The organism is Paenibacillus sp. 2TAB23, from assembly GCF_052115165.1.
In the GTDB taxonomy this organism is placed as follows: domain Bacteria; phylum Bacillota; class Bacilli; order Paenibacillales; family Paenibacillaceae; genus Pristimantibacillus.
This window is the reverse complement of record NZ_JBFRGD010000002.1, coordinates 246,814-267,890: the sequence shown is the minus strand read 5'-3', so window position 1 is coordinate 267,890 and position 21,077 is coordinate 246,814. Positions and strand designations below refer to the sequence as shown.

Genomic DNA, 21,077 nt, shown 5'->3' with positions numbered 1-21,077 from the left:
TGTGTTAGCAGATATAAAAAAAGAATCGCTTGTATCCGCCGCGGCAATTGCGGAATGGACAAGTGATTCTCTTCATTTGAAAATTATTGTATTATACTTCCATTATAATAGGCAGGATCATTGGACGGCGACGGGTTTGCTCGTACAAAAAGCGACCAAGCGCATCCTTCACATTCGTCTTAAGCGAAGCCCATTCATTGACTTTATCATTCATCAAACGAGTTAATGTCGATGTTACAATGCGGTTCGCTTCATCAAGAAGACCTTCGGACTCCCGAACATAGACGAAACCACGCGAGATGATGTCCGGACCAGACAAGATCGCTCCGTCCTGTTTGCTGAGCGTAACAACAACGACTAGAATACCGTCTTGCGAAAGCAGCTTGCGGTCACGCAATACGATATTACCAACGTCGCCAACACCCAAACCATCAATCAGTACGTTACCAGCTTGTACTTTCGACCCTTTGCGACCGTTTCCGTTCTGGAATTCGACAGTATCTCCGTTATCAATAACGAAAATGTTCTCACGTTCGATGCCGATTGCTTCTCCCAGCTTCGCATGTTGACGAAGCATACGATACTCACCATGAATCGGAATAAAATATTTCGGTTTGATAAGGTTGAGCATTAGCTTCAATTCTTCTTGGCTGCCGTGACCGGATACGTGAACGCCGGATACCGAACCGTTGCCGTAGATAACATTCGCGCCAAGGCGGAATAATTCATCAACTGTACGACCAACATAACGTTCGTTACCTGGAATAGGCGTTGCTGCAATAATAACGGTATCGCCAGGAAGAATATCCACCTTGCGGTGTGTTGAGCGTGCCATGCGCGTAAGCGCCGACATCGGCTCACCTTGACTGCCTGTACATAAAATAACTACACGATCAGCTGCAAGTTTATTAACTTCCTCTGGCTCGATAATCATGCCTTCTGGAATATTCAAGTAACCAAGATCAGATGCGATGCCAACAACATTAACCATGCTGCGTCCTACAACAGCGATTTTGCGTTTTGTCGCGATAGCTGCGTTAATGATTTGTTGAATACGGTGAACGTTGGAAGCGAAAGTCGCAACAACAACGCGTTGTGCTGATTTGCGGAAAATATCTTCAAGGTTGTCTCCAACCTGAGCTTCCGACGGCGTATAGCCAGGGCGCTCAGCATTCGTGCTATCGGATAAAAGTGCCAATACGCCACGTTTTCCGATTTCGGCAATGCGTTGCAAATCTGCAAACTGCTCATTAACCGGAGTATGGTCAAATTTAAAGTCGCCTGTATGGACAACAGTTCCTTCCGGAGTGTCTAAGCTAACGCCAACGGAATCTGGGATACTGTGGTTTGTTCTAAAGAATGATGCTCGGATGGTTCCTAATTGGATTTCGCTGTCTGCATTGATGAGAATACGCTTAGTTTCTCCAAGCAAGCTAGCTTCCTTCAATTTCCCTTCAATTAGGCCCATAGTAAGTTTTGTTGCATATAACGGAACATTTAAGCTTTTCAGCACATAAGGCAATCCGCCGATGTGGTCCTCATGACCATGCGTAATAATAATTCCGCGAACTTTGTCACGATTTTCAGTGAGGTATGAAATATCTGGTATTACAATATCAATGCCGAGCATGTCCTCTTCTGGAAACTTCAAGCCCGAGTCAACGACAACGATGTCATTGTTATACTGGATAACGTACATATTTTTTCCGATTTCGCCTACTCCGCCTAGTGCAAAAATGAGCAGTTTATCCTGGTTGTTCTTCTTAGACAAGTGTATCTTTCCTCCTTAAAATTTTGCGAAGCGATAACCGCTTCGTAATCATCTGTTAAATTTGTCGAAGCAATTTCGCTTCAGAGCATCTAATTATTTTTGCGAAGCTAGAATGGCCTCGTAATTATTGTGTTTATATGGAAAAGCAAAGCTATACATTACTTATCCATAGGTGTTGTGATGCCGAACTTCTCGCTACCTATGCACGTGTTTCGTCAGATGCCGCTCTGACGTTAAGTTCATTTCCAAATATTTGCCGCACCCAGTCACTTGAAATCATTATACATGAAGAAAAAGCTGGAATACAAGTGAAACACGATATTGCTGTTTTGAATTAGGTTTCCCCAAAAAATAAAACCGATGCTGGACGCACCGGCTGGGATAAATAAAATCGATTGATTATGCCAATAAATTGCGTAGGAATGCGGCCTCAGCTTCATTAACGGTAACAAGCGGCAATCTAACCCCGCCAACTGAAATACCTTTTAAGCCTAATGCATATTTTACTGCCACTGGGTTAGGCACAGGATGCGGACAGTAGAACAGTCCTTTGAATACAGGCAGCAGCGTTCCGTTAATACGTGCAGCCTCCTGAACATTGCCATCCAAATGAGCTTGAATAAGCTCTTTCATCTGAACGCCTACAATATGACTAGCTACGCTGATAATACCATAGCCGCCTACAGCCAAAGACGGCAGCGTCGCGCTGTCATCACCGCTGTATACCCTAAAGCCCTCAGGTGCTCCGCTAATAATTTGCGACAGCTGTTCTGTATTAGCACAATCCTTAGTCGCAATAATATTATCGATTTGAGCTAACCGAAGCGTTGTATCCGCAGAGATATTTACGCCTGTACGGCCTTCCACGTTATACAAAATAATCGGCAGAGCCGTTGCTTCTGCGATTGCTTTGAAATGCTGGAAAAGTCCTTCTTGGCTAGGACGATTGTAATAAGGTGCGACAAGCAGGATTCCATCAACGCCAGCTGCTTCAGCATCTTGGGTCAAATGGATGGAATGGGCCGTGTTGTTGCTGCCTGTACCTGCAATAATTTTGCAGCGACCGTTTGCATGCTTTACAGCAAATCGGAACAGTTCCAGCTTCTCTTCATCGGAAAGAGTCGGCGATTCACCAGTCGTACCTGACACGACAAGGCTATCGCTCTGCTGCTCCTCAATTAAATAATCGATCAATTGGCCAGTAGTTTCCCAATCAATATGACCATTCGCATCGAATGGTGTTACCATTGCGGTAATCAATCTTCCAAATTCCATCTGAATTCCTCCTAAAGTGTTGCTCTCTATCGATGAAGCTCGAACTTCGCGTGGAGAGAACGAAGTGCCTCAGCCATATCCGCTTCACGAACGAGCACCCAAATCGTTGTATTTGAATCAGCAGATTGCATAATAGAGATCCCTTGCTCCGTCAGCGCTTCCACGATACGTGCCATGACGCCGGGTTCCCCGTTCATTCCTCCGCCTATTACAGATACTTTAGCACAGCCATTAATGGCAGAAGGGGCAAAACCAGCCTCAACCAACACTTTTACTGCTCGTTCTGCATCTTGATCAAAAACAGTATATATTGCACCGCTAGGCGTCACATTAATAAAGTCAACGCTGATATGATGTTTCGCCATCGATTGAAAAACCTGAAGCTGTACATCATTTCGGCCTTCAATCGCTTTTACTGAAATTTGGGTAATCCCAGAAACGTGAGCAATTCCAGTAACATGCCTATCCTTGACAGATAGCTCTGCTTTCAGCTCTACTGAATCCGTAACAAGCGTTCCCGTTTCTTTAGAAAATGTTGACCTTACACGCAGCGGTATGCGTGCTTGCTGTGCAATCTCCACAGCTCGAGGATGAATGACCTTCGCGCCTTGCCGAGCCATATTGCAGATTTCAGCATAACTGACAACTGGCAATGGTTTCGCTTCCTCAACAATTCGAGGATCCGCTGTCAATATGCCAATCACATCCGTATAGATATCCACCATCTCAGCTCGAAGTGCTGCTCCTAGAGCTGTAGCCGAAGTATCGCTGCCGCCACGTCCTAGTGTTGTCGTATCGCCATGCGCCGTGCTTCCTTGAAAGCCCGTAATAATAACGACGGTACCTTCCCGCAAATGAGCAATCACCTTTTCTGGTCGGATTTCTTTGATCCGTGCCTGCCCGTACTGCTCGTCAGTCATCATGCCCGCCTGTCCGCCAGTTAGGACAACGGAAGATATCCCGCTCGCATGGAGTAAGCTGCATAAAGCAGCTGCGGAAATAATCTCTCCGCAGCCAAGCAGCATATCTCGCTCGCGAGCCGGCAAGCTGTCGCCATTATCACGTATCATCTGCAATAAGGTATCCGTTGCATAAGGATCACCCTTGCGTCCCATAGCGGAGACAACAACGACAATGGCAAAACCATCGTTTCGTTCTCTAGTAATATGTTCGATCACATGTTCTCTGGCATCATTGGTAGATAGTGACGTGCCCCCGAATTTCTGAATCAGGATGCGCATAATATAATCCTCCATGATCGATCCCAGGAAAAAGCAAACAATGACCTGCTTAATACACTAACCTTTTGAAATATGTTCTGCGATTTGTACGGCATTCCATGCTGCGCCTTTGAGCAGGTTATCGGATACAATCCACATATTAAGTCCGCGCTCAAACCCAAGATCGCGTCTCAAGCGACCAACAAAAACATCCGGCTTGCCGGCAGCCTCAGTCGCTAGAGGGTACTGCTGATTTGCTGGATCATCAACAAGCGTTACGCCCGGTGCGTCCGCAAGCAGCTGTTTAACCTCTTCCAAATCGTAGTCGTTTTTAAGTTCCACATAAACAGATTCTGAATGCCCGTATACAACAGGAATACGAACGCAAGTCGCTGTAACCTGTATCGACTCGTCACCCATAATCTTTTTTGTTTCGCGAACCATTTTCATTTCTTCAAGCGTATAGCCATTGTCCTGGAATTTATCAATCTGCGGAATCGCGTTGAATGCGATTTGATGCTTAACAGGCAATGAACCCACAGGTAAAATAGCTGGATTCACTTCCTCTCCATTCAACGAGGCAGTTGTCTGACGAAGCAGCTCATCGATTGCAAGGCTACCGGCGCCGGATACTGCTTGATACGTAGATACGATAATGCGTGCTATTCCGTAGCGATCTTGAAGCGGCTTAAGCGCAGCTACCAGTTGGATAGTGGAACAATTAGGATTAGCGATTATGCCCTTATGCTCGCTAATCTTCTCTAGATTAACTTCAGGGACGACAAGAGGAGTATTCTCGTCCATACGAAATGCATTCGTATTGTCAATACATACTGCGCCATGCTTAACTGCATGAGGTGCAAGCGCTTTTGTTACGTCGCCGCCCGCGCTGAACAACGCGATTTCAATGCCTTTGAAGCTATCAGGTGTTGCTTCTTCAACCGTATGATCCTGACCTTTAAAGGTAATGATTCTGCCTGCGGAACGGGCAGAAGATAATAGCTTTAATTGTTTGATAGGGAAGTTTCTGGACTCGAGTAAATGTAGTATTTGTTCTCCAACAGCGCCTGTTGCCCCAACTACTGCAACATTAAACAATCGCTGATTCGACATTTGTTGTCGTCTCCCCTCGTCCATCTGTCCTTAATGCCGCTCGACAAGCAGAGGCTGCAGCTGTTTGCCTTGAAGGGCAGCTTCGCATGCTTCCAAGACCAAATCCATTCTAGCAACAAGCGAATTCGGCTTCTGCACAGGATTATCTTGGCCAAACGGTACAAAATAAATATGTTTAGCCACTAATAGCTTCGCTATGTTAGCAGCATTTAAACCTAGTCCATCATTCGTCGAAATCGCAAGAACAAGCGGGCGTCCATTGCGCATTTGCGCTTTGGCGGCCATAAGAACGGCACTATCCGTAATCGCATTCGCTAGTCTGCTTGTTGTATTTCCAGTACATGGTGCAATAACAAGCACATCCAGCAGCTTCGATGGACCTAGCGGCTCTGCCTGCACAATCGTTGAAATAATTTCATTTCCTGTAATCGCCTTAAGCTGTGACTGCCAATCCTCGGACTTGCCAAACCGCGTATCCGTAGTCATAATCGTATTCGAAACGATCGGCACCACATTCGCACCTGCATCGACGAACCGTTTAATTTCTGGCATAACCTCAGCAAACGTACAATGTGAGCCTGACAAAGCATAGCCCACCGTAATTCCAGACCAATTCATATCCCATTCCCCCGCTTAATCGTATCGTCCAAAATCAACTGTGATAAGCAATCCGCCATGATACGTCCAGCTGTTTTGGGTGCGACGATACCGGGAAGTCCGGGCGCGAGCATCGCTTTAATCCCGCGCTTCTCTGCAAAGCGGAAATCAGTGCCGCCAGGCTTCGATGCGAGGTCAATAATGACGGCCCGCGAGGGTAAATTTGCGATAATTTGTGCTGTGACTATCATAGTCGGAATTGTATTAAAAAGCAAGTCAATATTGCTTACATGCTGCAATAAACCACTGATGTAGAAAGGCTCAAAGCCCATTTCTGCCGCTCTTGCGAAGTGCTCGGAACGACGTACGCCAACCTTCACTTTAGACCCTAAACCCTTCAACGTGCGTGCCATCGTGAAGCCCGTTCTTCCGAAGCCTAGGACCATGGAAGAGGAGCCATGAATCGTGATATCCGTATTCTGAATCGCCATCATCAATGCGCCTTCTGCTGTCGGGATCGAATTGTATATCGCAACATCGTCACGGTCAAACAGCTCGACTAACGATAAGGAATGCTGCTCGCAAAGCTGTCGCAAAAAAGGCTTTGCCATTCCAGTGTAGACCGTACAGTGTTTAGGCAGCTTCGAAAAATGACCCTCTGTTATCTGCATCTCCCGGTCGCTGAATACAGCTTGAATGATGCCTTGGTCATCGGTACCTACCGCAGGCAAAAGCAGTGCATCGACGGCTTCGAACAGCTGCTCCTCAAACTCTGCCTGAACGGCTCCGTCCAGCGATGAATGTAAGCCGTCAAATCCTGATATAGTGACTGAAGCATCAAGCTCTGTCAACTTGCGAATGACCTCAAGCTGCCTTGCATCACCGCCAAGCAACAGCACTCGGACGCCTGTTAGCATTAAGCTCCACTCCTTTCTTGCTAATCGCTCAAGATCATCTTATGCTTGCGCCCAGAGCGGGGTGAAAAATAAAAAAAGATCGGGCAAATAACCCGATCTTCTTTCCATCTTATGAAATTAGTGAATCCTTACGGCAACCACCCCTACACAGGGTCACAACTAGAACTTATGTACACTTGCTTTCTCTAAACGCCTGTATGGCCAAAGCCGCCCGCGCCTCGCACCGTTTCGGGTAGTACATCCGCCTCGATAATAGAAACCGCTGGCACAAGCTGAAACACCATTTGTGCGATACGCTCGCCACGTGTAATTGTAAATGGTTCCTGCCCCAAATTAACAAGCAGCACCTTCACTTCACCGCGATAATCGGCATCAATCGTACCTGGAGAATTCAAGCAGGTTATCCCATGCTTATATGCCAAACCGCTCCGTGGCCTGATTTGTGCTTCAAGCTCGCCTGGCATTGCCATGGCAAAGCCGGTAGGAATAAGCTTTCGCTCTCCTGGATGCAACTCGATTGATTCTGCAACAGCTGCCTGCAGGTCGAAGCCTGCGGCCCATTCAGACATTTTTTGCGGAATAGCAATATCCTCGTTTCCAGATAAACGCTTAAACTGTACCTGATACAAATTGATTCCTCCCCAATTGCGCTGCTGCCTTATCATTCGAGCCTACCATCGCTACGGAAAAAGGAACGGACAGCATTCGTTTCGTAACCTCAACCACATGCGACATCTCTACCGAATCGATGCGCTTCAACAATTCATCTAGCGTATAATGCTGGCCTAACATCAGCTCGTTTTTGCCGAGTCGGTTCATCCTGCTGCTTGTGCTCTCCAAACTTAAGATCAGGCTCCCCTTCAATTGCTCCTTGCCGCGGTGCAGCTCATCCTCGCCTAACCCTTTGACGGACAGCTCATTAAGCTGTTCCATCGTCAAATCAAGCACATCTTTGGTTTGTTTCGGTGCAGTACCGGCATATAACGTAAATAGCCCGGTATCCGCATAAGAAGTATGATAGGAGTAAACAGAATAGGCAAGACCGCGCTTTTCCCTAATTTCCTGAAATAGCCTGGAGCTCATGCCTCCTCCCAAAGCGTTGTTCAGCAGAATCATGGCATACAAATGAGAGTCCGTAATTGAACAGCCCGGAAACGATATGCATAAATGATTTTGTTCTGTTTTCTTTTTGTAGAACAGGTAATCGCCATGAAAGGATGGTGCTGTCACGATAGCGGAAGCTGGCTTGCTATTGGTGAAGCTGCCGAAATGCTTTTCCAAAAGCGCTAATAGACTCTGCTCTTCTACATTGCCTGCAACACTGATCACGACATTCTCCAGCGTGTAGTTGTCATTCATGTATCCGCGCAGCGTCTCCGAAGTCATCGCCGTCAACCGTTCCTCTAGCCCCAAGATGGAGTAAGCCAACGGATGGTCACCGAATGCAGCACGTGACGCTTCATCATGCACTTTATCATCGGGAGTATCCTCGTACATCGATATTTCTTCCAGAATTACATTCTTCTCCTTAGCGAGCTCCTCCGGATCGAGCTGCGAGTTGAAAAACATATCGGATAAAGCGTCAACGGCGAGCGGCAAATGCTCATCAAGCACTTTGGCGAAATAACAGGTGTATTCTTTGGAAGTAAACGCATTTACATTGCCGCCAATACCATCGAACAGATCGGCAATGTCCTTTGACGTACGGCTTTCTGTTCCTTTAAAAAGCATATGTTCAATAAAATGCGAAATTCCGTTGTTTTCCGGCGTCTCGTTTCTTGAACCTGTTTTGACCCAAATGCCAAATGAAACCGATCTTACAGTCGGTATGTATTCAACAACAACGCGTAAGCCGTTGCTCAGCATGTATTTGTTCATCAGTAGTCCTCCTTGTGTATCGTTCGGCAAAACGAAATTCAGTCATTAACATTAACATTAATATTATCACCTTACAAAATTCGCATCATTAAACATGCTTTCTTGAACATGAATGTTTTTACTATAGCAGAATCAGTCGGCTCCCTCAACCGCAGCAGGAACCCGTCTAGAAGAAAGCGTTTCGCTAACCGTTCCGATCGCATACCCTTTTGCTTTTGCAGCCGTTATGATGCCATGAAGCGCATCACGCGTCGTTACTGTAGGGTGCATTAAGATTAAAGCTCCTGGTTCAAGCTTTGCGGTTATCTTTCTAATAACCGAGTCCGCTGGCGGCTTCTGCCAATCAATAGTATCGATCGTCCATAACACCGTCTTTAACCCCATCTCCTCAGCGATCTGAACGGTCGTTTGGTTAAAAGATCCTGAAGGCGGAGCAAACCATTTGTTATTCACGTGAAGCTTCGTTTTCAAAAGCGCTTCTGTCTTTGCTATTTGGTTATATTGTGACTGCCTGTTTAGTGCTTTCATATCTGGATGCGTATAAGCATGATTGGACATCTCATGTCCCTCAGATTGAATGCGAGATGCGAGCTCCACATTTTTATTTAACCAGCTTCCATCCAGAAAAAAAGTTGCCTTTACGTTTTCTCTTTTCAGCGTGTTAAGAATGGAATCCATGAATTCATTGCCCCAAGCCACATTGATCATTAGTGATATCATCTTCTTATCAGGATTACCTCGATAGATCGGATGCGGTCCCAAATCATTCAGCTTAATCTGAGGTTCAACTTCTTTGTAGACATATTGAATGGTTTCTGATGGCAATGCAAGTAAAGCACTTTCCAATGTCTTTTCCACATCCACTTCCAAACCATTGTAACCTGGAATGGCTCTCCACACACGATCGATACGCGCGTTTACTGGTGCTATTTTCAATTTATCAGCCTCTGTCTGGATGATAGTAAGCAATCGATCGCGCTCATTCGTTTTGTTATATATGTTTGTTGTTGCTGTAACGTTGTCTGTATACTTAATGGTAGCCAGATATCTAGAAACATCATCATTCATGCTAACCAGTGCAAGCACGAGCAGCATGCTTGCTGCAATCATCGCTGCCTTCCTCACCATCATTTCGTCCACTCCCATAAAAGTCCTAGCATGCCTTTTAAGCTTGACCTTAATCCAGCATGTTAATTCATATGTATGAATCATTGGACGAGTTTATGCAGCAGGCCTCCTGCAATGATTGATTATGTAGGCAACAAAAAGCAAAAAAGAGCCAGATTGAATCTGTCTCTTTTCATATTTCACTTATATGGATCCACTAGACATAATGTCTATTGCGGAGCAGCTTCAGTCGTCATCAACACTTTTGCAGACAAGTTAATTCGTCCTTGTTGATCGATTTCTGTTACTTTTACCTTAATTTGATCGCCGATGTTAACAACATCTTCCGTTTTGGCTACACGTTCAGTTGACAGTTGGGAAATATGGACAAGTCCATCCTTGTTCGGTAGAATTTCAACGAAAGCACCGAACTTCTCAACGCGCTTAACCGTACCTAGGTAGATCTCACCAACCACAACCTCTTTCACGATACCTTCAATAATGGATTTGGCTTTTTGGTTCATCTCTTCATTAGATGAAGCGATAAATACCATACCATCCTGCTCAATATCGATTTTGACGCCAGTTTCTTCAATAATTTTGTTGATAATCTTGCCGCCGGCACCGATTACATCACGGATTTTGTCCGGATTGATGCGAAGCGTCAAAATTTTCGGAGCATATTTGGATAAGCTAGTCCGAGTTGTCGGCAGGCTTTCAAGCATTTTGCCAAGTATGAAAATAYGTCCTTGACGGGCTTGCTCAAGTGATTGCTCTAATATTGCACGGTTGATGCCGGCAATCTTAATGTCCATTTGAATAGCCGTTACGCCTTCAGCTGTACCTGCAACCTTAAAGTCCATATCTCCAAGGTGATCTTCCATCCCTTGAATATCCGACAAGATTGCGAAATGATCGCCATCTTTGATAAGACCCATTGCAATACCTGCTACAGGAGCTTTGATCGGTACGCCTGCATCCATCATCGCCAGCGTGCTAGCACAAATACTTGCTTGCGAAGAGGAGCCATTCGATTCAAGCACCTCTGATACAAGGCGAATCGTGTAAGGGAATTCCGCTTCAGACGGGATAACCTTTGATAATGCTCGTTCGCCTAATGCGCCATGACCAATTTCACGACGACCTGGTGGACGAAGCGGACGAGCTTCACCTACGCTAAATGGAGGGAAGTTGTAATGGTGCATAAACCGCTTTGTTTCCTCTGGCGAAATGCCGTCTAAAATTTGAACATCACCCATTGCGCCAAGCGTACAAATACTTAGCGCCTGTGTTTGTCCACGCGTAAACAATCCTGTACCATGCGTACGCGGAAGAATCGCAACATCACAATCGATTGGACGAATCTCATCAAGCGAGCGACCATCCGGACGGATCTTGTCATGTGAAATCAGACGACGGACCTCTTCCTTTACGATATCATAAAGCACTTCCTTGACATCAGAGAGAAGCTCAGGCGTATCCATATATTTCTCTTCAAAGTAGGCAACAGCCTCACTATTAACCGCATCAATTGCGTCTTGACGAGCATGCTTTTCTTCTACTTTAATCGCATCGACTAAACCAGCAGAAGCATATGCACGTACATCGGCATTAACTTGATCATTGACTTTGCGCAGCTTTACTTCCATTTTCGGCTTGCCGGCAACAGCCTGCAATTCTTCGATTTTACCAACAATCTTTTTGATTTCATCGTGTCCGAACATGATCGCTTCAAGCATCACGGATTCAGAAACCTCGTTCGCCTCGGCTTCAACCATCATGATGGCATCTTTCGTACCGGCAACGACTACAAAAATATCCGTTTCTTGGCTTTGTTCAACGGTCGGGTTAATAATAAATTGACCGTTAATTCGGCCTACATTTACGCCGCCAATTGGACCGTCAAACGGAACATCAGAGATCGATAAGGCCGCAGATGTACCAATCATTGCTGCAATTTCAGGCGAGCAATCTTGATCCACGCTCATCACGATGTTCATCACTTGAACATCATTACGGAAGCCTTCTGGGAACAATGGACGAATAGGTCTATCTGTAAGTCGGCTCGACAGAATAGCCTTCTCGCTTGGACGGCCTTCACGTTTAATGAATCCGCCTGGAATTTTACCAACCGCATACAACCGCTCTTCATAGTTAACCGTTAGCGGAAAGAAATCCAAATCCTTCGGACCCGCAGAAGCTGTCACCGTACATAATACGACAGTATCACCATATTGCACGGTTACTGCAGCATTTGCTTGCTTTGCAAGACGGCCTGTCTCGATGGATAGCGGTCTTCCGCCTACTTCCATCTCAATTCGTTGTACCATTATATCCCTCCTATACGTTTCTATGTAGACTATTTTACTGCAATTCGCAGGTATTTATAGGTGCTTCCCTATTACAAAAAGCAACCCGAATCCGCTTATCCGTTATTCCCGGACGGCAGGACAACCAGGTTGCTTTTCATTACGCATAGTTTAGCGGCGTAGGCCGAGTTTTTCGATCAATGCGCTGTAACGTCTAACATCATTGTTTTTAAGGTATGCAAGCAGCTTACGGCGCTGACCTACCATCTTGAGCAAACCACGACGGGAATGATGATCTTTCTTGTGCTCCCGCAAATGTTGAGTCAAGTTAACGATGTTTTCAGTCAGGATAGCCACTTGAACTTCCGGAGAACCGGTATCAGTTGCATGTGTCTTATGCGTCTCAATCAGTTCGTTTTTACGTACTTGTGTAATTGCCATCCTAATTCACCTCCTTCTTGATAATCGCCAATAGCCACGAAGCCGTCGGTGAGAACGGGCATCCAAGCTAAGGTTAAGTTCATGAATATTTCATACAGAATGTATGACTACTCACAACGTTGTATAGTATAACATATATGCTGGACAAATGTCGAGAAGCATAACATTAGTTTGCAATATTAACGATTCTAAATGAAACAAGCAAACTAATCGGTATACCCGAGTATCTCTTTCGCTTGTCGAGAATCGGTGCTGATTTGTTCGATCAGCTCCGTTATCGATTCAAACTTTTTCTCTGATCTTATAAATGAAATAAATTGAAGACGCAGCTGCTCATCATAGATATCGCTGTTGAAATCGAATAAATGAGCTTCCATTACGGGCTGCAGACCATCCTTGTTGAAGGTTGGCTTCAGTCCATAATTCAAAACACCGGAATACGCTTTGCCGTCAACCCAAGCAGTAACCGCATATACACCTAAACGTGGTGTTATATAGGGTGCTGTTATCTGGAGATTTGCAGTTGGGAAACCGATAGTCCGACCTCTTTTATCTCCATGTACGACACTGCCGATTACTTCATAAGGACGTCCGAGCAAGCGTTCTGCTAGCTCAATCTCCCCTTGCTCCAACGCTTCGCGTATATAAGTACTGCTAACTTTAATCCCATTTTCGTATAAAGGCTCAATGACCTCGACAGAAATATCGGGTTGACCCAGCTTCATCAAGGCTTCAGAATTTCCGAGTCCTTTATGTCCAAAATTAAAATCAAAACCCACTACGACATGTTTGGCTCGCAGTGTACGCAGTACTTCAGCTACGAAACGCTCTGGTGAGACCGAAGCGAATTCCGTATCGAATCTCATTATAAAGACCAGGTCCACTCCAAGTTCGGCAAATAAAGCAGTTTTCGCATCAAGTGGAGTTAGACAACGATAGTATTGCTCGCCTTGTCCTAGTACTTCCTTCGGATGCGGATCGAATGTTAAAACCGCCGATAGCATATCAGAGCCCTTTGCCTCATTAACCGCCTGGCGAATGACGTTTTGATGACCGCGATGGACACCGTCAAAATGGCCGATTGCTATGGAAAGCGGTTTGTCCAGCGATAACATGGACAAACCGTTTAAAGGGAAACTTAATGGAATTATTTCCAACGCTGAAACACCTGCATTTCCTTTTAGCTTTCTAGAACGTTAATTATGCCGAAAAAACTTTAATTGGCTTGAAAACAGCAGAAACAAAATCTATCTGGAAAATGCCAAGAAAAGAGTTATGCTCGTTGTAAAGTCGTACTAGCTGCTCATTCCGCATATTGTCCAAATGGATATTAGAATGGGCAAGCCCTACCTTCTGTCCCATTAAAGCAAGTCGGCCAATCGATTCAGAGACGCTTGCGCGCTCTAAATGCGTAATCGCTTCATCGGCGGGAATCAGATGGCTATTCAACTTTCCTGCTTGCTGCAATTCCTCGATTTGTTCAAGCGTCAAACAGCTTTCCTTCGTTATGCCGCCAGACATCGTTCTCGTCAGGTGAGCCATTGCTGCAGGAACCCCTAGCGCTTTGCCAATGTCCACACATAACGTACGGATATATGTACCTTTGGAGCACACGACAGAAAAGGTTACTCTCGGTTGATCAAGCTCAAGCTGAAAATCAAGAAGGTTGATTTCATGAATTGTCACCTTCCGAGACTTCCGTTCCACCGTTTTGCCTTCTCTTGCAAGCTCATATAAACGCTTGCCGTCGATTTTGACGGCTGAATACATCGGAGGTACTTGATCGATCTCACCGATGAAACCAGTCAAAGCTTGACGAACCTCAGCTTCTGTCACAGATATTGATGCTCGGCTTTCGATCACCGTACCGGTTAAATCCTCCGTATCGGTTGCGATTCCAAGCTGCAGTACTGCTTCATAAGATTTCGGACGCTCCTGCACGTATTCAACGACTCTCGTTGCACGTCCAAGACATAAAGGCAATACGCCGGTGACCATAGGATCAAGCGTACCTGCATGTCCAATTCGTTTCATCTTTAACACTCGGCGAACTTTAGCGACCACATCGTGGGAAGTCCAGCCTTCGGGCTTCCAAACTGCCAAAATGCCGTCCATCGATTAAACCAACGCCTTTCTTACTGCTTCCACTAACACGGCAATCGAAGCTGGCAACGAGCCTTCCAGACGACAGCCTGCCGCCCGAACATGCCCTCCGCCACCGAATTGCTGCGCAATGGCAGCCACATTGGCTTTACCGGCGGAACGTATGCTCGCTTTAACTGCACCATCCTCTGTTTCTTTGAACAAAATACCGACTTCAACCCCATCGACATTCAACGCGTAATTCACGATTCCTTCAAGATCCTCAGGAACAGCGCCTGTTTCGCGAAGATCATCCTTTCCGATATAAACCCAGCCGATTTCCTGGTTATCTGAGAAAGTAAGTCGATTCAATGCTAATTGCAGCAGCTTTAGTTTGGCTCTTGTCATTTTCTCAAGGAGATGGTCTGCTAGTTCATTTCCCGATACTCCCAATGCAAGAAGCTGCGATGCAATTTCCATTACACGCGGACTCGTATTGGAATAACGGAAACCGCCTGTATCGGTTAATAATCCGGTATAGATTGCTGTTCCGCAGTCCAGATCACAAGCGATCCCAGCTCGTTCTATCAAATCGAACAAGATTTCAACAGTAGCTGCTGCTTCTGCACGAATGACATTGACCGTACCAAATCCATTATTGGTCGGATGATGATCGATATTGAGCAGCTTTGCACCAAATGCAAAGCTGCTCGAAACCTCACCGATCCGTTTGAAGTCAGCGCAGTCAATGGATATCACCGCATCGAATTTTCGCTCCGGAATGGCATTCTTATAATGAATAATGGAATCAAATTGATTTAGAAAGCTAAGCCGCGATGGCAATTCGCTTTCATTAATCAGAACAAAGGTTTTACCCAGCTTTTCAAGAAGCCAGCCTATAACGACAGTGGAGCTTATCGCATCCCCATCAGGCTGAACATGAGAAACAACCAGAAAATCATCGTAGGTTCTCATGAAAGCCAGCGCTGAATCGAGCTCCTTTAAATAGCTGCCTTGTTCCATCATCGAGCCGAATTTCCGTTGTTGATATTTTCAAGCAAAGCCTCAATTCGGCTGCCGTATTCAATACTGCTGTCAAACTTAAACAGCAATACCGGCGTATGACGCAGTCGCATGCGTTTTCCGAGCTCAGTACGGATAAAACCAGTTCCGCTAGCTAGTGCTTTAAGCGTTGCTTCCTTCTGCTCTTCGCTGCCAAGTACACTTAAGTATACTTTTGCTTGAGAAAGGTCGCTTGACGTTTCTACGCCTGTAACGGTAATAAAACCGATTCTTGGATCTTTAAGCTCAGTCTGTATAATCTGGCTTAGCTCTTTTTTAATTTGTTCGCCAACCCGTCCTACCCGGATTTTTGCCATACTATACTCACCTCTCTACTGATTCCATGACAAACGCTTCAATTGTATCGCCTTCACGAACATCGTTGTAACGATCTAGCGTTATACCGCACTCGTAGCCTTGTGCAACTTCCTTGGCGTCGTCCTTGAAACGCTTCAAGGAATCGATTTTACCCGTAAAGACCACAATGCCGCCGCGAATCAGACGCGCTTCTGCGGAACGTGTGATTTTACCGGAAGTAATCATACAGCCTGCAATTGCGCCAACCTTCGTCACTTTAAATACGTTACGAACCTCAGCATGGCCGATTACAACTTCTTTGAAGATTGGATCAAGCATGCCTTTCATTGCCTGTTCAATTTCATCGATTACGTTGTAAATAACGCGGTGCATACGAACATCGACTTTTTCTTGGCCAATTGTAGCTTCTGCTTGCGGATCAGGTCTAACGTTAAAGCCGATAACGATCGCATTCGATGCGGATGCCAATATAATATCGGACTCCGTAATCGCTCCAACGCCGCTGTGAATGATCTTAACGCGAACGCCTTCGATATCGATCTTGGCTAACGAGCCTTTAAGTGCTTCAGATGACCCTTGAACGTCGGACTTGATAATAACGTTCAGGTCTTTAATTTCACCATCTTTAATGTGGTTATACAGATCATCAAGCGTTACGCGCGTATTAGCGCCCATATCCGATTGACGTTGTTTAATCGAACGACGATCAGCAATTGCGCGAGCTTTACGCTCATCCTCAAATACCATGAACGGATCGCCAGCTTGTGGAACTTCCGTTAATCCAGTAATTTCTACCGGAGTTGAAGGACCTGCTTCCTTTAAACGGCGGCCTTTATCGTTAACCATTGCTCGAATACGACCGAAACAGTTACCAGCTACAAAAGCATCTCCGATTTTCAATGTTCCGTGTTGAACGAGAATACGGGCAACTGGACCTTTTCCTTTATCGAGCTCTGCTTCAATAACCGTTGCTCTTGCACGCTTATCTGGGTTCGCTTTGTAATCGTTAACTTCAGCAACAAGCAGAATCATTTCAAGCAAACCTTCAAGACCGATTCTTTGCTTAGCGGAAACCTCGACGAAAATGGTATCGCCGCCCCACTCTTCCGGAACAAGCTCATACTCAGTCATTTCTTGCTTGATTTTTTCCGTGTTCGCTTCAGGCTTATCAATTTTGTTTACCGCTACGATAATAGGTACACCGGCAGCTTTGGCATGATTGATCGCTTCAACGGTTTGAGGCATGATGCCATCATCGGCTGCGACAACAATAATCGTTATATCTGTAACCTGTGCACCGCGCGCACGCATAAGCGTAAATGCTTCGTGACCCGGTGTATCTAGGAAAGTAATTTTCTTGTGGTTGATTTCAACTTGGTATGCACCAATGTGCTGTGTAATGCCGCCTGCTTCTCCACCAGTAACGTTTGTTTGACGAATAGCATCAAGCAAAGTCGTTTTACCATGGTCAACGTGACCCATAATGGTAACTACTGGAGGACGTGATACTAAATCTTCATCCTCGTCCGACTCCTCAACCGTTTCGAAGGAATCTTCCTCAACCGGAATTTTCACTTCTACTTCAACGCCGTAATCAGTAGCGATCAAATGAATCGCATCCATATCGATCTCTTGGTTGATGGTAGCCATAACGCCTAAGAAAATTAGCTTTTTAATAACTTCTGAAGCATCCTTATGAAGCAATTTGGCAAGTTCGCCGACAGTCATCGTACCGCGAACGATAATTTTTTTCGGTGTATTGTCAACTTTCTCGCGTGGCGGCTGTTGTTGGAACTTGCCACCGCGGCCTTTTTGACCGCCACGACCATTGTTGCCTCTGAAGCCGCCTGGCTTGCCGTCTTCAAATCTCTTCTGGCCTGGTCTTGCATTTCTGTTGTCGTTTCCGCGTGCTTGCCCCTGTGCCGGCTTGGAGTCAAAACGACTTTGGCCGGATGGAGCAGGACGACTGGAAGCATCTTGGCGCGGAGCGCTAGGACGACTAGCTGAACTGCCTTGTCCGCCTTGTGGTGGGCGGCTCTGTCCTCCAGATGCTGGACGGTTGCCTTGTCCGCCTTGACCTTGCCCTGGACGACTGGAGCTGCCTTGTGAAGGACGGTTGCCCTGTCCGCTTTGAGCTGGACGGCTGGAATTATTGCTGCCCTGTGAAGGGCGGCTGGAATTACTGCTCTGTGCTGGACGATTATTGCTGGATGCTTGCGCTGGACGACTTGTTTGTTGTCCGGCTGGTCGTTGTTCGGATTGTTGCTCTGTGGTTTGTGGTTTCGTATTAATAGAATTCATAGGCCCCTGTCTGTCTTGCGTAGTATTTTTGTTTTCCTGAATCAATTGCGGCTTTCGTTCCTGCTGCTGCGGCTGCTGCGATTGCGGCTTGTTGGCAGTAGGCTGTGCGGAGGAAACCGAGACATTCGTCGTTTCCTGTGCGCGCTTAACGGCAGCGTTTTGCTTGATATTGCGAAAAAACCCTTCGACTTTGTTTACCATTTCATTTTCCATAACACTCATATGGTTATTAACTGGCAAATCCAGTCTTTTTAGAATCGTAATAATTTCTTTGCTGCTCATATTAAGTGACTTGGCATACTCGTAAACGCGCAGCTTATCTTTATTATCCTTGCTGTCTTGTTTATTGTCCAATATGATCCACCTCCGTATTATGGCTCAGATGACTCGCAATCATTTTTCCGAACTGCATATCGGTTACCGCAAGCACAACCCGTTCTGGCTTACCAATCGCCCTTCCTAGTTGCTCACGATCGAATGCTTCGGCGAGTTGTATACCGTAGGTGTTGCATTTGTCACGAAATTTTTTCTTCGTATTGTCTGAAGCATCTCCTGCGATGATAACGAGAAATGCTTGTTTGTTTCTGACGGCTTTGAGAACAATTTCGTCCCCTGTAATCAGCTTTCCCGCACGCATCGCCATGCCGAGCTGTGATAAGCTTTTATTCTGCTTCATCGCTTATCAGCTCCTTATTCGCGATAAACTGCTCCTCTACCGCTACGAAATCCTGCTCGAGCTGGTCATATATATGTTCTCCAACTTGCTGTTTCAACGCTCGATCGAGCGCTTTGGATTTTTTCGCCAGTTTAAAACAGCTCACTTTGCCGCATAAATACGCACCGCGTCCAGCTTTTTTGCCTGTCAGGTCAATCTGCACCTCTTCGGCCGGTGTCCGCACAATCCGGATGAGTTCCTTCTTCGGTTTCATGTCCTGACAAGCGACGCATTTGCGAAGCGGTACTTTTCTCGGTCTCATTGCACACCCCTCCTCTGCCAGCTGAATTGACGCTATAGTTGCCGAAACGGATTAATCGATGGATACCGAATCCTGGTGCATAACGGTAGTCAACGATTTCGGACGGCCATATTCTTGCTCCGCTTGCGTTTCGCTTTTAATATCAATCTTCCAGCCAGTCAGCTTAGCTGCCAGCCTTGCATTCTGTCCCTTGATGCCAATCGCAAGCGAAAGCTGGTAATCTGGAACGATTACCCGGGCCATTTTCTCTTGTTCGAATACGATAACTTCAAGCACCTTTGATGGGCTAAGTGCATTCGCAACGTACTCATCCACGCTTTCAGACCAACGAACGATATCGATTTTTTCGCCTTTAAGCTCGTTTACGATCGTCTGAACGCGCAGTCCTTTTTGACCGACGCATGATCCTACCGGATCAACTTCGGTATTGCGGGAATGAACCGCAATTTTGGAGCGGAAGCCTGCTTCGCGGGCTACAGAGCGAATTTCTACGACACCGTCATAAATTTCAGGCACTTCAAGCTCGAACAAACGTTTAAGCAAGCCGGGGTGCGTACGGGATAAAATAATTTGAGGACCCTTCGTCGTATTCTCCACTTTAGTGATGTAAGACTTTACGCGATCGCCGTGCTTAAACTTATCAGTAGGCATAAGCTCAGTAAGCGGAAGTACCGCTTCGACCTTGCCAAGATCCACAAACAAATTGCGGACATCCTGACGCTGAACGATACCGTTGACGATATCTTCCTCTTTATCGATAAATGCGTTATAGATCAGTCCACGCTCAGCTTCACGAATGCGCTGCGTTACGACCTGCTTAGCGGTTTGGGCTGCAATTCGCCCGAAATCGCGCGGCGTAACCTCAATATCCGCAATGTCATCGATTTGATAATGCGGATTGATTTCACGAGATGCTTCTACCGTGATTTCAAGACGCGGATCTAGCACTTCGTCGACAACCGTTTTGCGTGCATAAACTTTAATTACGCCAGTATGGCGGTTAATGTCAACACGCACATTCTGCGCGGTATTAAAATTTCTTTTGTAGCTTGAGATAAGAGCAGCCTCAATCGCTTCGAGGAGAATATCCTTCGAGATTCCCTTGTCTCTTTCTATTTCTTGTAATGCTTCAATAAAATCCATGCTCATTGGACTGAATTTCCCCCTTTCAATATAAAAGCGAATATTTAGAATACGATAGCCAGTCTAGCACCGGCTACCTTATCGTAAGGAATCGTATACTCCTTCTTGGCAGTTCGAACGATCGCATTTACCCCGTCAAACGCAAGCAGCAGCCCCTCAAATTCTTTAGCGCCGCTGATCGGTTCATATGTCGTTATGTAAACGTGTTTACCGATAGCTTTACGTACATCCTCTTCCTTCCTAAGCGGTCTTTCTGCACCGGGGGAAGAAACCTCAAGGAAATAAACGTCGGTAATCGGATCGTTTTTATCCAGCTGCTCGCTCATAAATTCGCTAATACGGCCGCAATCATCAATATCGATGCCGCCTTCTTTATCCACGAATATACGAAGGAAATAGTTGCTTCCTTCTTTCACATACTCAATATCAACCAGTTCAAATCCATTGCTGCTGAGGTATGGCAGAGCCATTTCTTGGACAGCGGCTTTGATTTTGGATGTACTCAAATTCTGTTGACCTCCTGTTTATACGCACTATGCCATTTTGCCGTTTACAAAACGTAAAGA

20 protein-coding genes are annotated in these 21,077 nt (G+C 45.8%); all 20 read right to left on the bottom strand.

Annotated features, from left to right (window positions below):
- Positions 1 to 91 precede the first annotated feature (91 nt).
- Positions 92 to 1,771 (bottom strand): ribonuclease J, encoded by a 1,680-nt coding sequence (locus AB4Z29_RS03985; protein WP_441941804.1) that lies wholly within the window; start codon positions 1,769 to 1,771, stop codon positions 92 to 94.
- Positions 1,772 to 2,170: 399 nt separating this feature from the next.
- On the bottom strand, positions 2,171 to 3,046 hold the full coding sequence (gene dapA / locus AB4Z29_RS03980) for a 4-hydroxy-tetrahydrodipicolinate synthase (RefSeq protein ID WP_441941803.1): 876 nt from the start codon (positions 3,044 to 3,046) through the stop codon (positions 2,171 to 2,173).
- Between the two features lie 26 nt (positions 3,047 to 3,072).
- Positions 3,073 to 4,287, bottom strand: coding sequence for an aspartate kinase (gene dapG, locus AB4Z29_RS03975; RefSeq protein ID WP_441941802.1), 1,215 nt, complete (start codon positions 4,285 to 4,287; stop codon positions 3,073 to 3,075).
- Between the two features lie 57 nt (positions 4,288 to 4,344).
- Positions 4,345 to 5,379 (bottom strand): aspartate-semialdehyde dehydrogenase, encoded by a 1,035-nt coding sequence (gene asd, locus AB4Z29_RS03970; protein WP_441941801.1) that lies wholly within the window; start codon positions 5,377 to 5,379, stop codon positions 4,345 to 4,347.
- Between the two features lie 30 nt (positions 5,380 to 5,409).
- Positions 5,410 to 5,997: a dipicolinate synthase subunit B gene (locus AB4Z29_RS03965; RefSeq protein ID WP_441941800.1), complete on the bottom strand. Its 588-nt coding sequence runs from the start codon at positions 5,995 to 5,997 to the stop codon at positions 5,410 to 5,412.
- Positions 5,994 to 6,893, bottom strand: a complete 900-nt coding sequence (dpsA, locus tag AB4Z29_RS03960; protein WP_441941799.1) for a dipicolinate synthase subunit DpsA — start codon at positions 6,891 to 6,893, stop codon at positions 5,994 to 5,996. Before dpsA ends, AB4Z29_RS03965 begins: the two co-directional genes overlap by 4 nt.
- A gap of 185 nt (positions 6,894 to 7,078) precedes the next feature.
- Positions 7,079 to 7,558, bottom strand: coding sequence for a dUTP diphosphatase (dut, locus tag AB4Z29_RS03955; RefSeq protein ID WP_441941798.1), 480 nt, complete (start codon positions 7,556 to 7,558; stop codon positions 7,079 to 7,081).
- Positions 7,503 to 8,771, bottom strand: coding sequence for a M16 family metallopeptidase (locus tag AB4Z29_RS03950; RefSeq protein WP_441941797.1), 1,269 nt, complete (start codon positions 8,769 to 8,771; stop codon positions 7,503 to 7,505). Before AB4Z29_RS03950 ends, dut begins: the two co-directional genes overlap by 56 nt.
- A 132-nt stretch (positions 8,772 to 8,903) precedes the next feature.
- The gene (locus tag AB4Z29_RS03945) at positions 8,904 to 9,902 is read right to left on the bottom strand and encodes a polysaccharide deacetylase family protein (RefSeq protein ID WP_441941796.1); all 999 of its coding nucleotides are present in this window, start codon (positions 9,900 to 9,902) and stop codon (positions 8,904 to 8,906) included.
- 206 nt (positions 9,903 to 10,108) lie between these two features.
- Positions 10,109 to 12,208, bottom strand: coding sequence for a polyribonucleotide nucleotidyltransferase (gene pnp, locus AB4Z29_RS03940; protein WP_441941795.1), 2,100 nt, complete (start codon positions 12,206 to 12,208; stop codon positions 10,109 to 10,111).
- Positions 12,209 to 12,358: 150 nt separating this feature from the next.
- Positions 12,359 to 12,628: a 30S ribosomal protein S15 gene (gene rpsO / locus AB4Z29_RS03935; protein WP_053375765.1), complete on the bottom strand. Its 270-nt coding sequence runs from the start codon at positions 12,626 to 12,628 to the stop codon at positions 12,359 to 12,361.
- Positions 12,629 to 12,834: 206 nt separating this feature from the next.
- Positions 12,835 to 13,785, bottom strand: coding sequence for a bifunctional riboflavin kinase/FAD synthetase (locus AB4Z29_RS03930; RefSeq protein WP_441941794.1), 951 nt, complete (start codon positions 13,783 to 13,785; stop codon positions 12,835 to 12,837).
- A gap of 43 nt (positions 13,786 to 13,828) precedes the next feature.
- Entirely contained in the window at positions 13,829 to 14,743 is a 915-nt protein-coding gene (gene truB, locus AB4Z29_RS03925) for a tRNA pseudouridine(55) synthase TruB (RefSeq protein ID WP_441941793.1), read from the bottom strand.
- A 3-nt stretch (positions 14,744 to 14,746) separates the two neighbouring features.
- Positions 14,747 to 15,736 (bottom strand): DHH family phosphoesterase, encoded by a 990-nt coding sequence (locus AB4Z29_RS03920; protein ID WP_441941792.1) that lies wholly within the window; start codon positions 15,734 to 15,736, stop codon positions 14,747 to 14,749.
- A complete protein-coding gene (gene rbfA, locus AB4Z29_RS03915) occupies positions 15,733 to 16,089 on the bottom strand; it encodes a 30S ribosome-binding factor RbfA (protein WP_054028943.1) in 357 nt (118 codons plus the stop codon). Before rbfA ends, AB4Z29_RS03920 begins: the two co-directional genes overlap by 4 nt.
- Before the next feature lie 7 nt (positions 16,090 to 16,096).
- The gene (gene infB, locus AB4Z29_RS03910) at positions 16,097 to 18,673 is read right to left on the bottom strand and encodes a translation initiation factor IF-2 (protein ID WP_441942009.1); all 2,577 of its coding nucleotides are present in this window, start codon (positions 18,671 to 18,673) and stop codon (positions 16,097 to 16,099) included.
- Between the two features lie 61 nt (positions 18,674 to 18,734).
- Complete coding sequence (locus AB4Z29_RS03905) at positions 18,735 to 19,067, bottom strand: L7Ae/L30e/S12e/Gadd45 family ribosomal protein (protein ID WP_183561662.1); 333 nt, start codon at positions 19,065 to 19,067, stop codon at positions 18,735 to 18,737.
- Positions 19,054 to 19,368 (bottom strand): RNase P modulator RnpM, encoded by a 315-nt coding sequence (rnpM, locus tag AB4Z29_RS03900; RefSeq protein ID WP_183561664.1) that lies wholly within the window; start codon positions 19,366 to 19,368, stop codon positions 19,054 to 19,056. The genes AB4Z29_RS03905 and rnpM overlap by 14 nt, the downstream gene beginning before the upstream one ends.
- Positions 19,369 to 19,419: 51 nt before the next feature.
- A complete protein-coding gene (gene nusA, locus AB4Z29_RS03895) occupies positions 19,420 to 20,517 on the bottom strand; it encodes a transcription termination factor NusA (protein WP_441941791.1) in 1,098 nt (365 codons plus the stop codon).
- A gap of 38 nt (positions 20,518 to 20,555) precedes the next feature.
- Entirely contained in the window at positions 20,556 to 21,017 is a 462-nt protein-coding gene (rimP, locus tag AB4Z29_RS03890; protein ID WP_441941790.1) for a ribosome maturation factor RimP, read from the bottom strand.
- Positions 21,018 to 21,077: the final 60 nt, after the last annotated feature.

Coding starts and splice junctions, on each gene's coding strand:
- AB4Z29_RS03950 (WP_441941797.1), bottom strand. CDS start 8,771: ATGAACAAATACATGCTGAGCAACGGCTTACGCGTTGTTGTTGAATAC.
- asd (WP_441941801.1), bottom strand. CDS start 5,379: ATGTCGAATCAGCGATTGTTTAATGTTGCAGTAGTTGGGGCAACAGGC.
- dpsA (WP_441941799.1), bottom strand. CDS start 6,893: ATGCTAACAGGCGTCCGAGTGCTGTTGCTTGGCGGTGATGCAAGGCAG.
- dapG (WP_441941802.1), bottom strand. CDS start 4,287: ATGCGCATCCTGATTCAGAAATTCGGGGGCACGTCACTATCTACCAAT.
- rbfA (WP_054028943.1), bottom strand. CDS start 16,089: ATGGCAAAAATCCGGGTAGGACGGGTTGGCGAACAAATTAAAAAAGAG.
- AB4Z29_RS03965 (WP_441941800.1), bottom strand. CDS start 5,997: ATGAATTGGTCTGGAATTACGGTGGGCTATGCTTTGTCAGGCTCACAT.
- AB4Z29_RS03905 (WP_183561662.1), bottom strand. CDS start 19,067: ATGAAGCAGAATAAAAGCTTATCACAGCTCGGCATGGCGATGCGTGCG.
- dapA (WP_441941803.1), bottom strand. CDS start 3,046: ATGGAATTTGGAAGATTGATTACCGCAATGGTAACACCATTCGATGCG.
- dut (WP_441941798.1), bottom strand. CDS start 7,558: ATGATAAGGCAGCAGCGCAATTGGGGAGGAATCAATTTGTATCAGGTA.
- infB (WP_441942009.1), bottom strand. CDS start 18,673: ATGAGCAGCAAAGAAATTATTACGATTCTAAAAAGACTGGATTTGCCA.
- AB4Z29_RS03945 (WP_441941796.1), bottom strand. CDS start 9,902: ATGATGGTGAGGAAGGCAGCGATGATTGCAGCAAGCATGCTGCTCGTG.
- AB4Z29_RS03920 (WP_441941792.1), bottom strand. CDS start 15,736: ATGATGGAACAAGGCAGCTATTTAAAGGAGCTCGATTCAGCGCTGGCT.
- rpsO (WP_053375765.1), bottom strand. CDS start 12,628: ATGGCAATTACACAAGTACGTAAAAACGAACTGATTGAGACGCATAAG.
- truB (WP_441941793.1), bottom strand. CDS start 14,743: ATGGACGGCATTTTGGCAGTTTGGAAGCCCGAAGGCTGGACTTCCCAC.
- nusA (WP_441941791.1), bottom strand. CDS start 20,517: ATGAGCATGGATTTTATTGAAGCATTACAAGAAATAGAAAGAGACAAG.
- rnpM (WP_183561664.1), bottom strand. CDS start 19,368: ATGAGACCGAGAAAAGTACCGCTTCGCAAATGCGTCGCTTGTCAGGAC.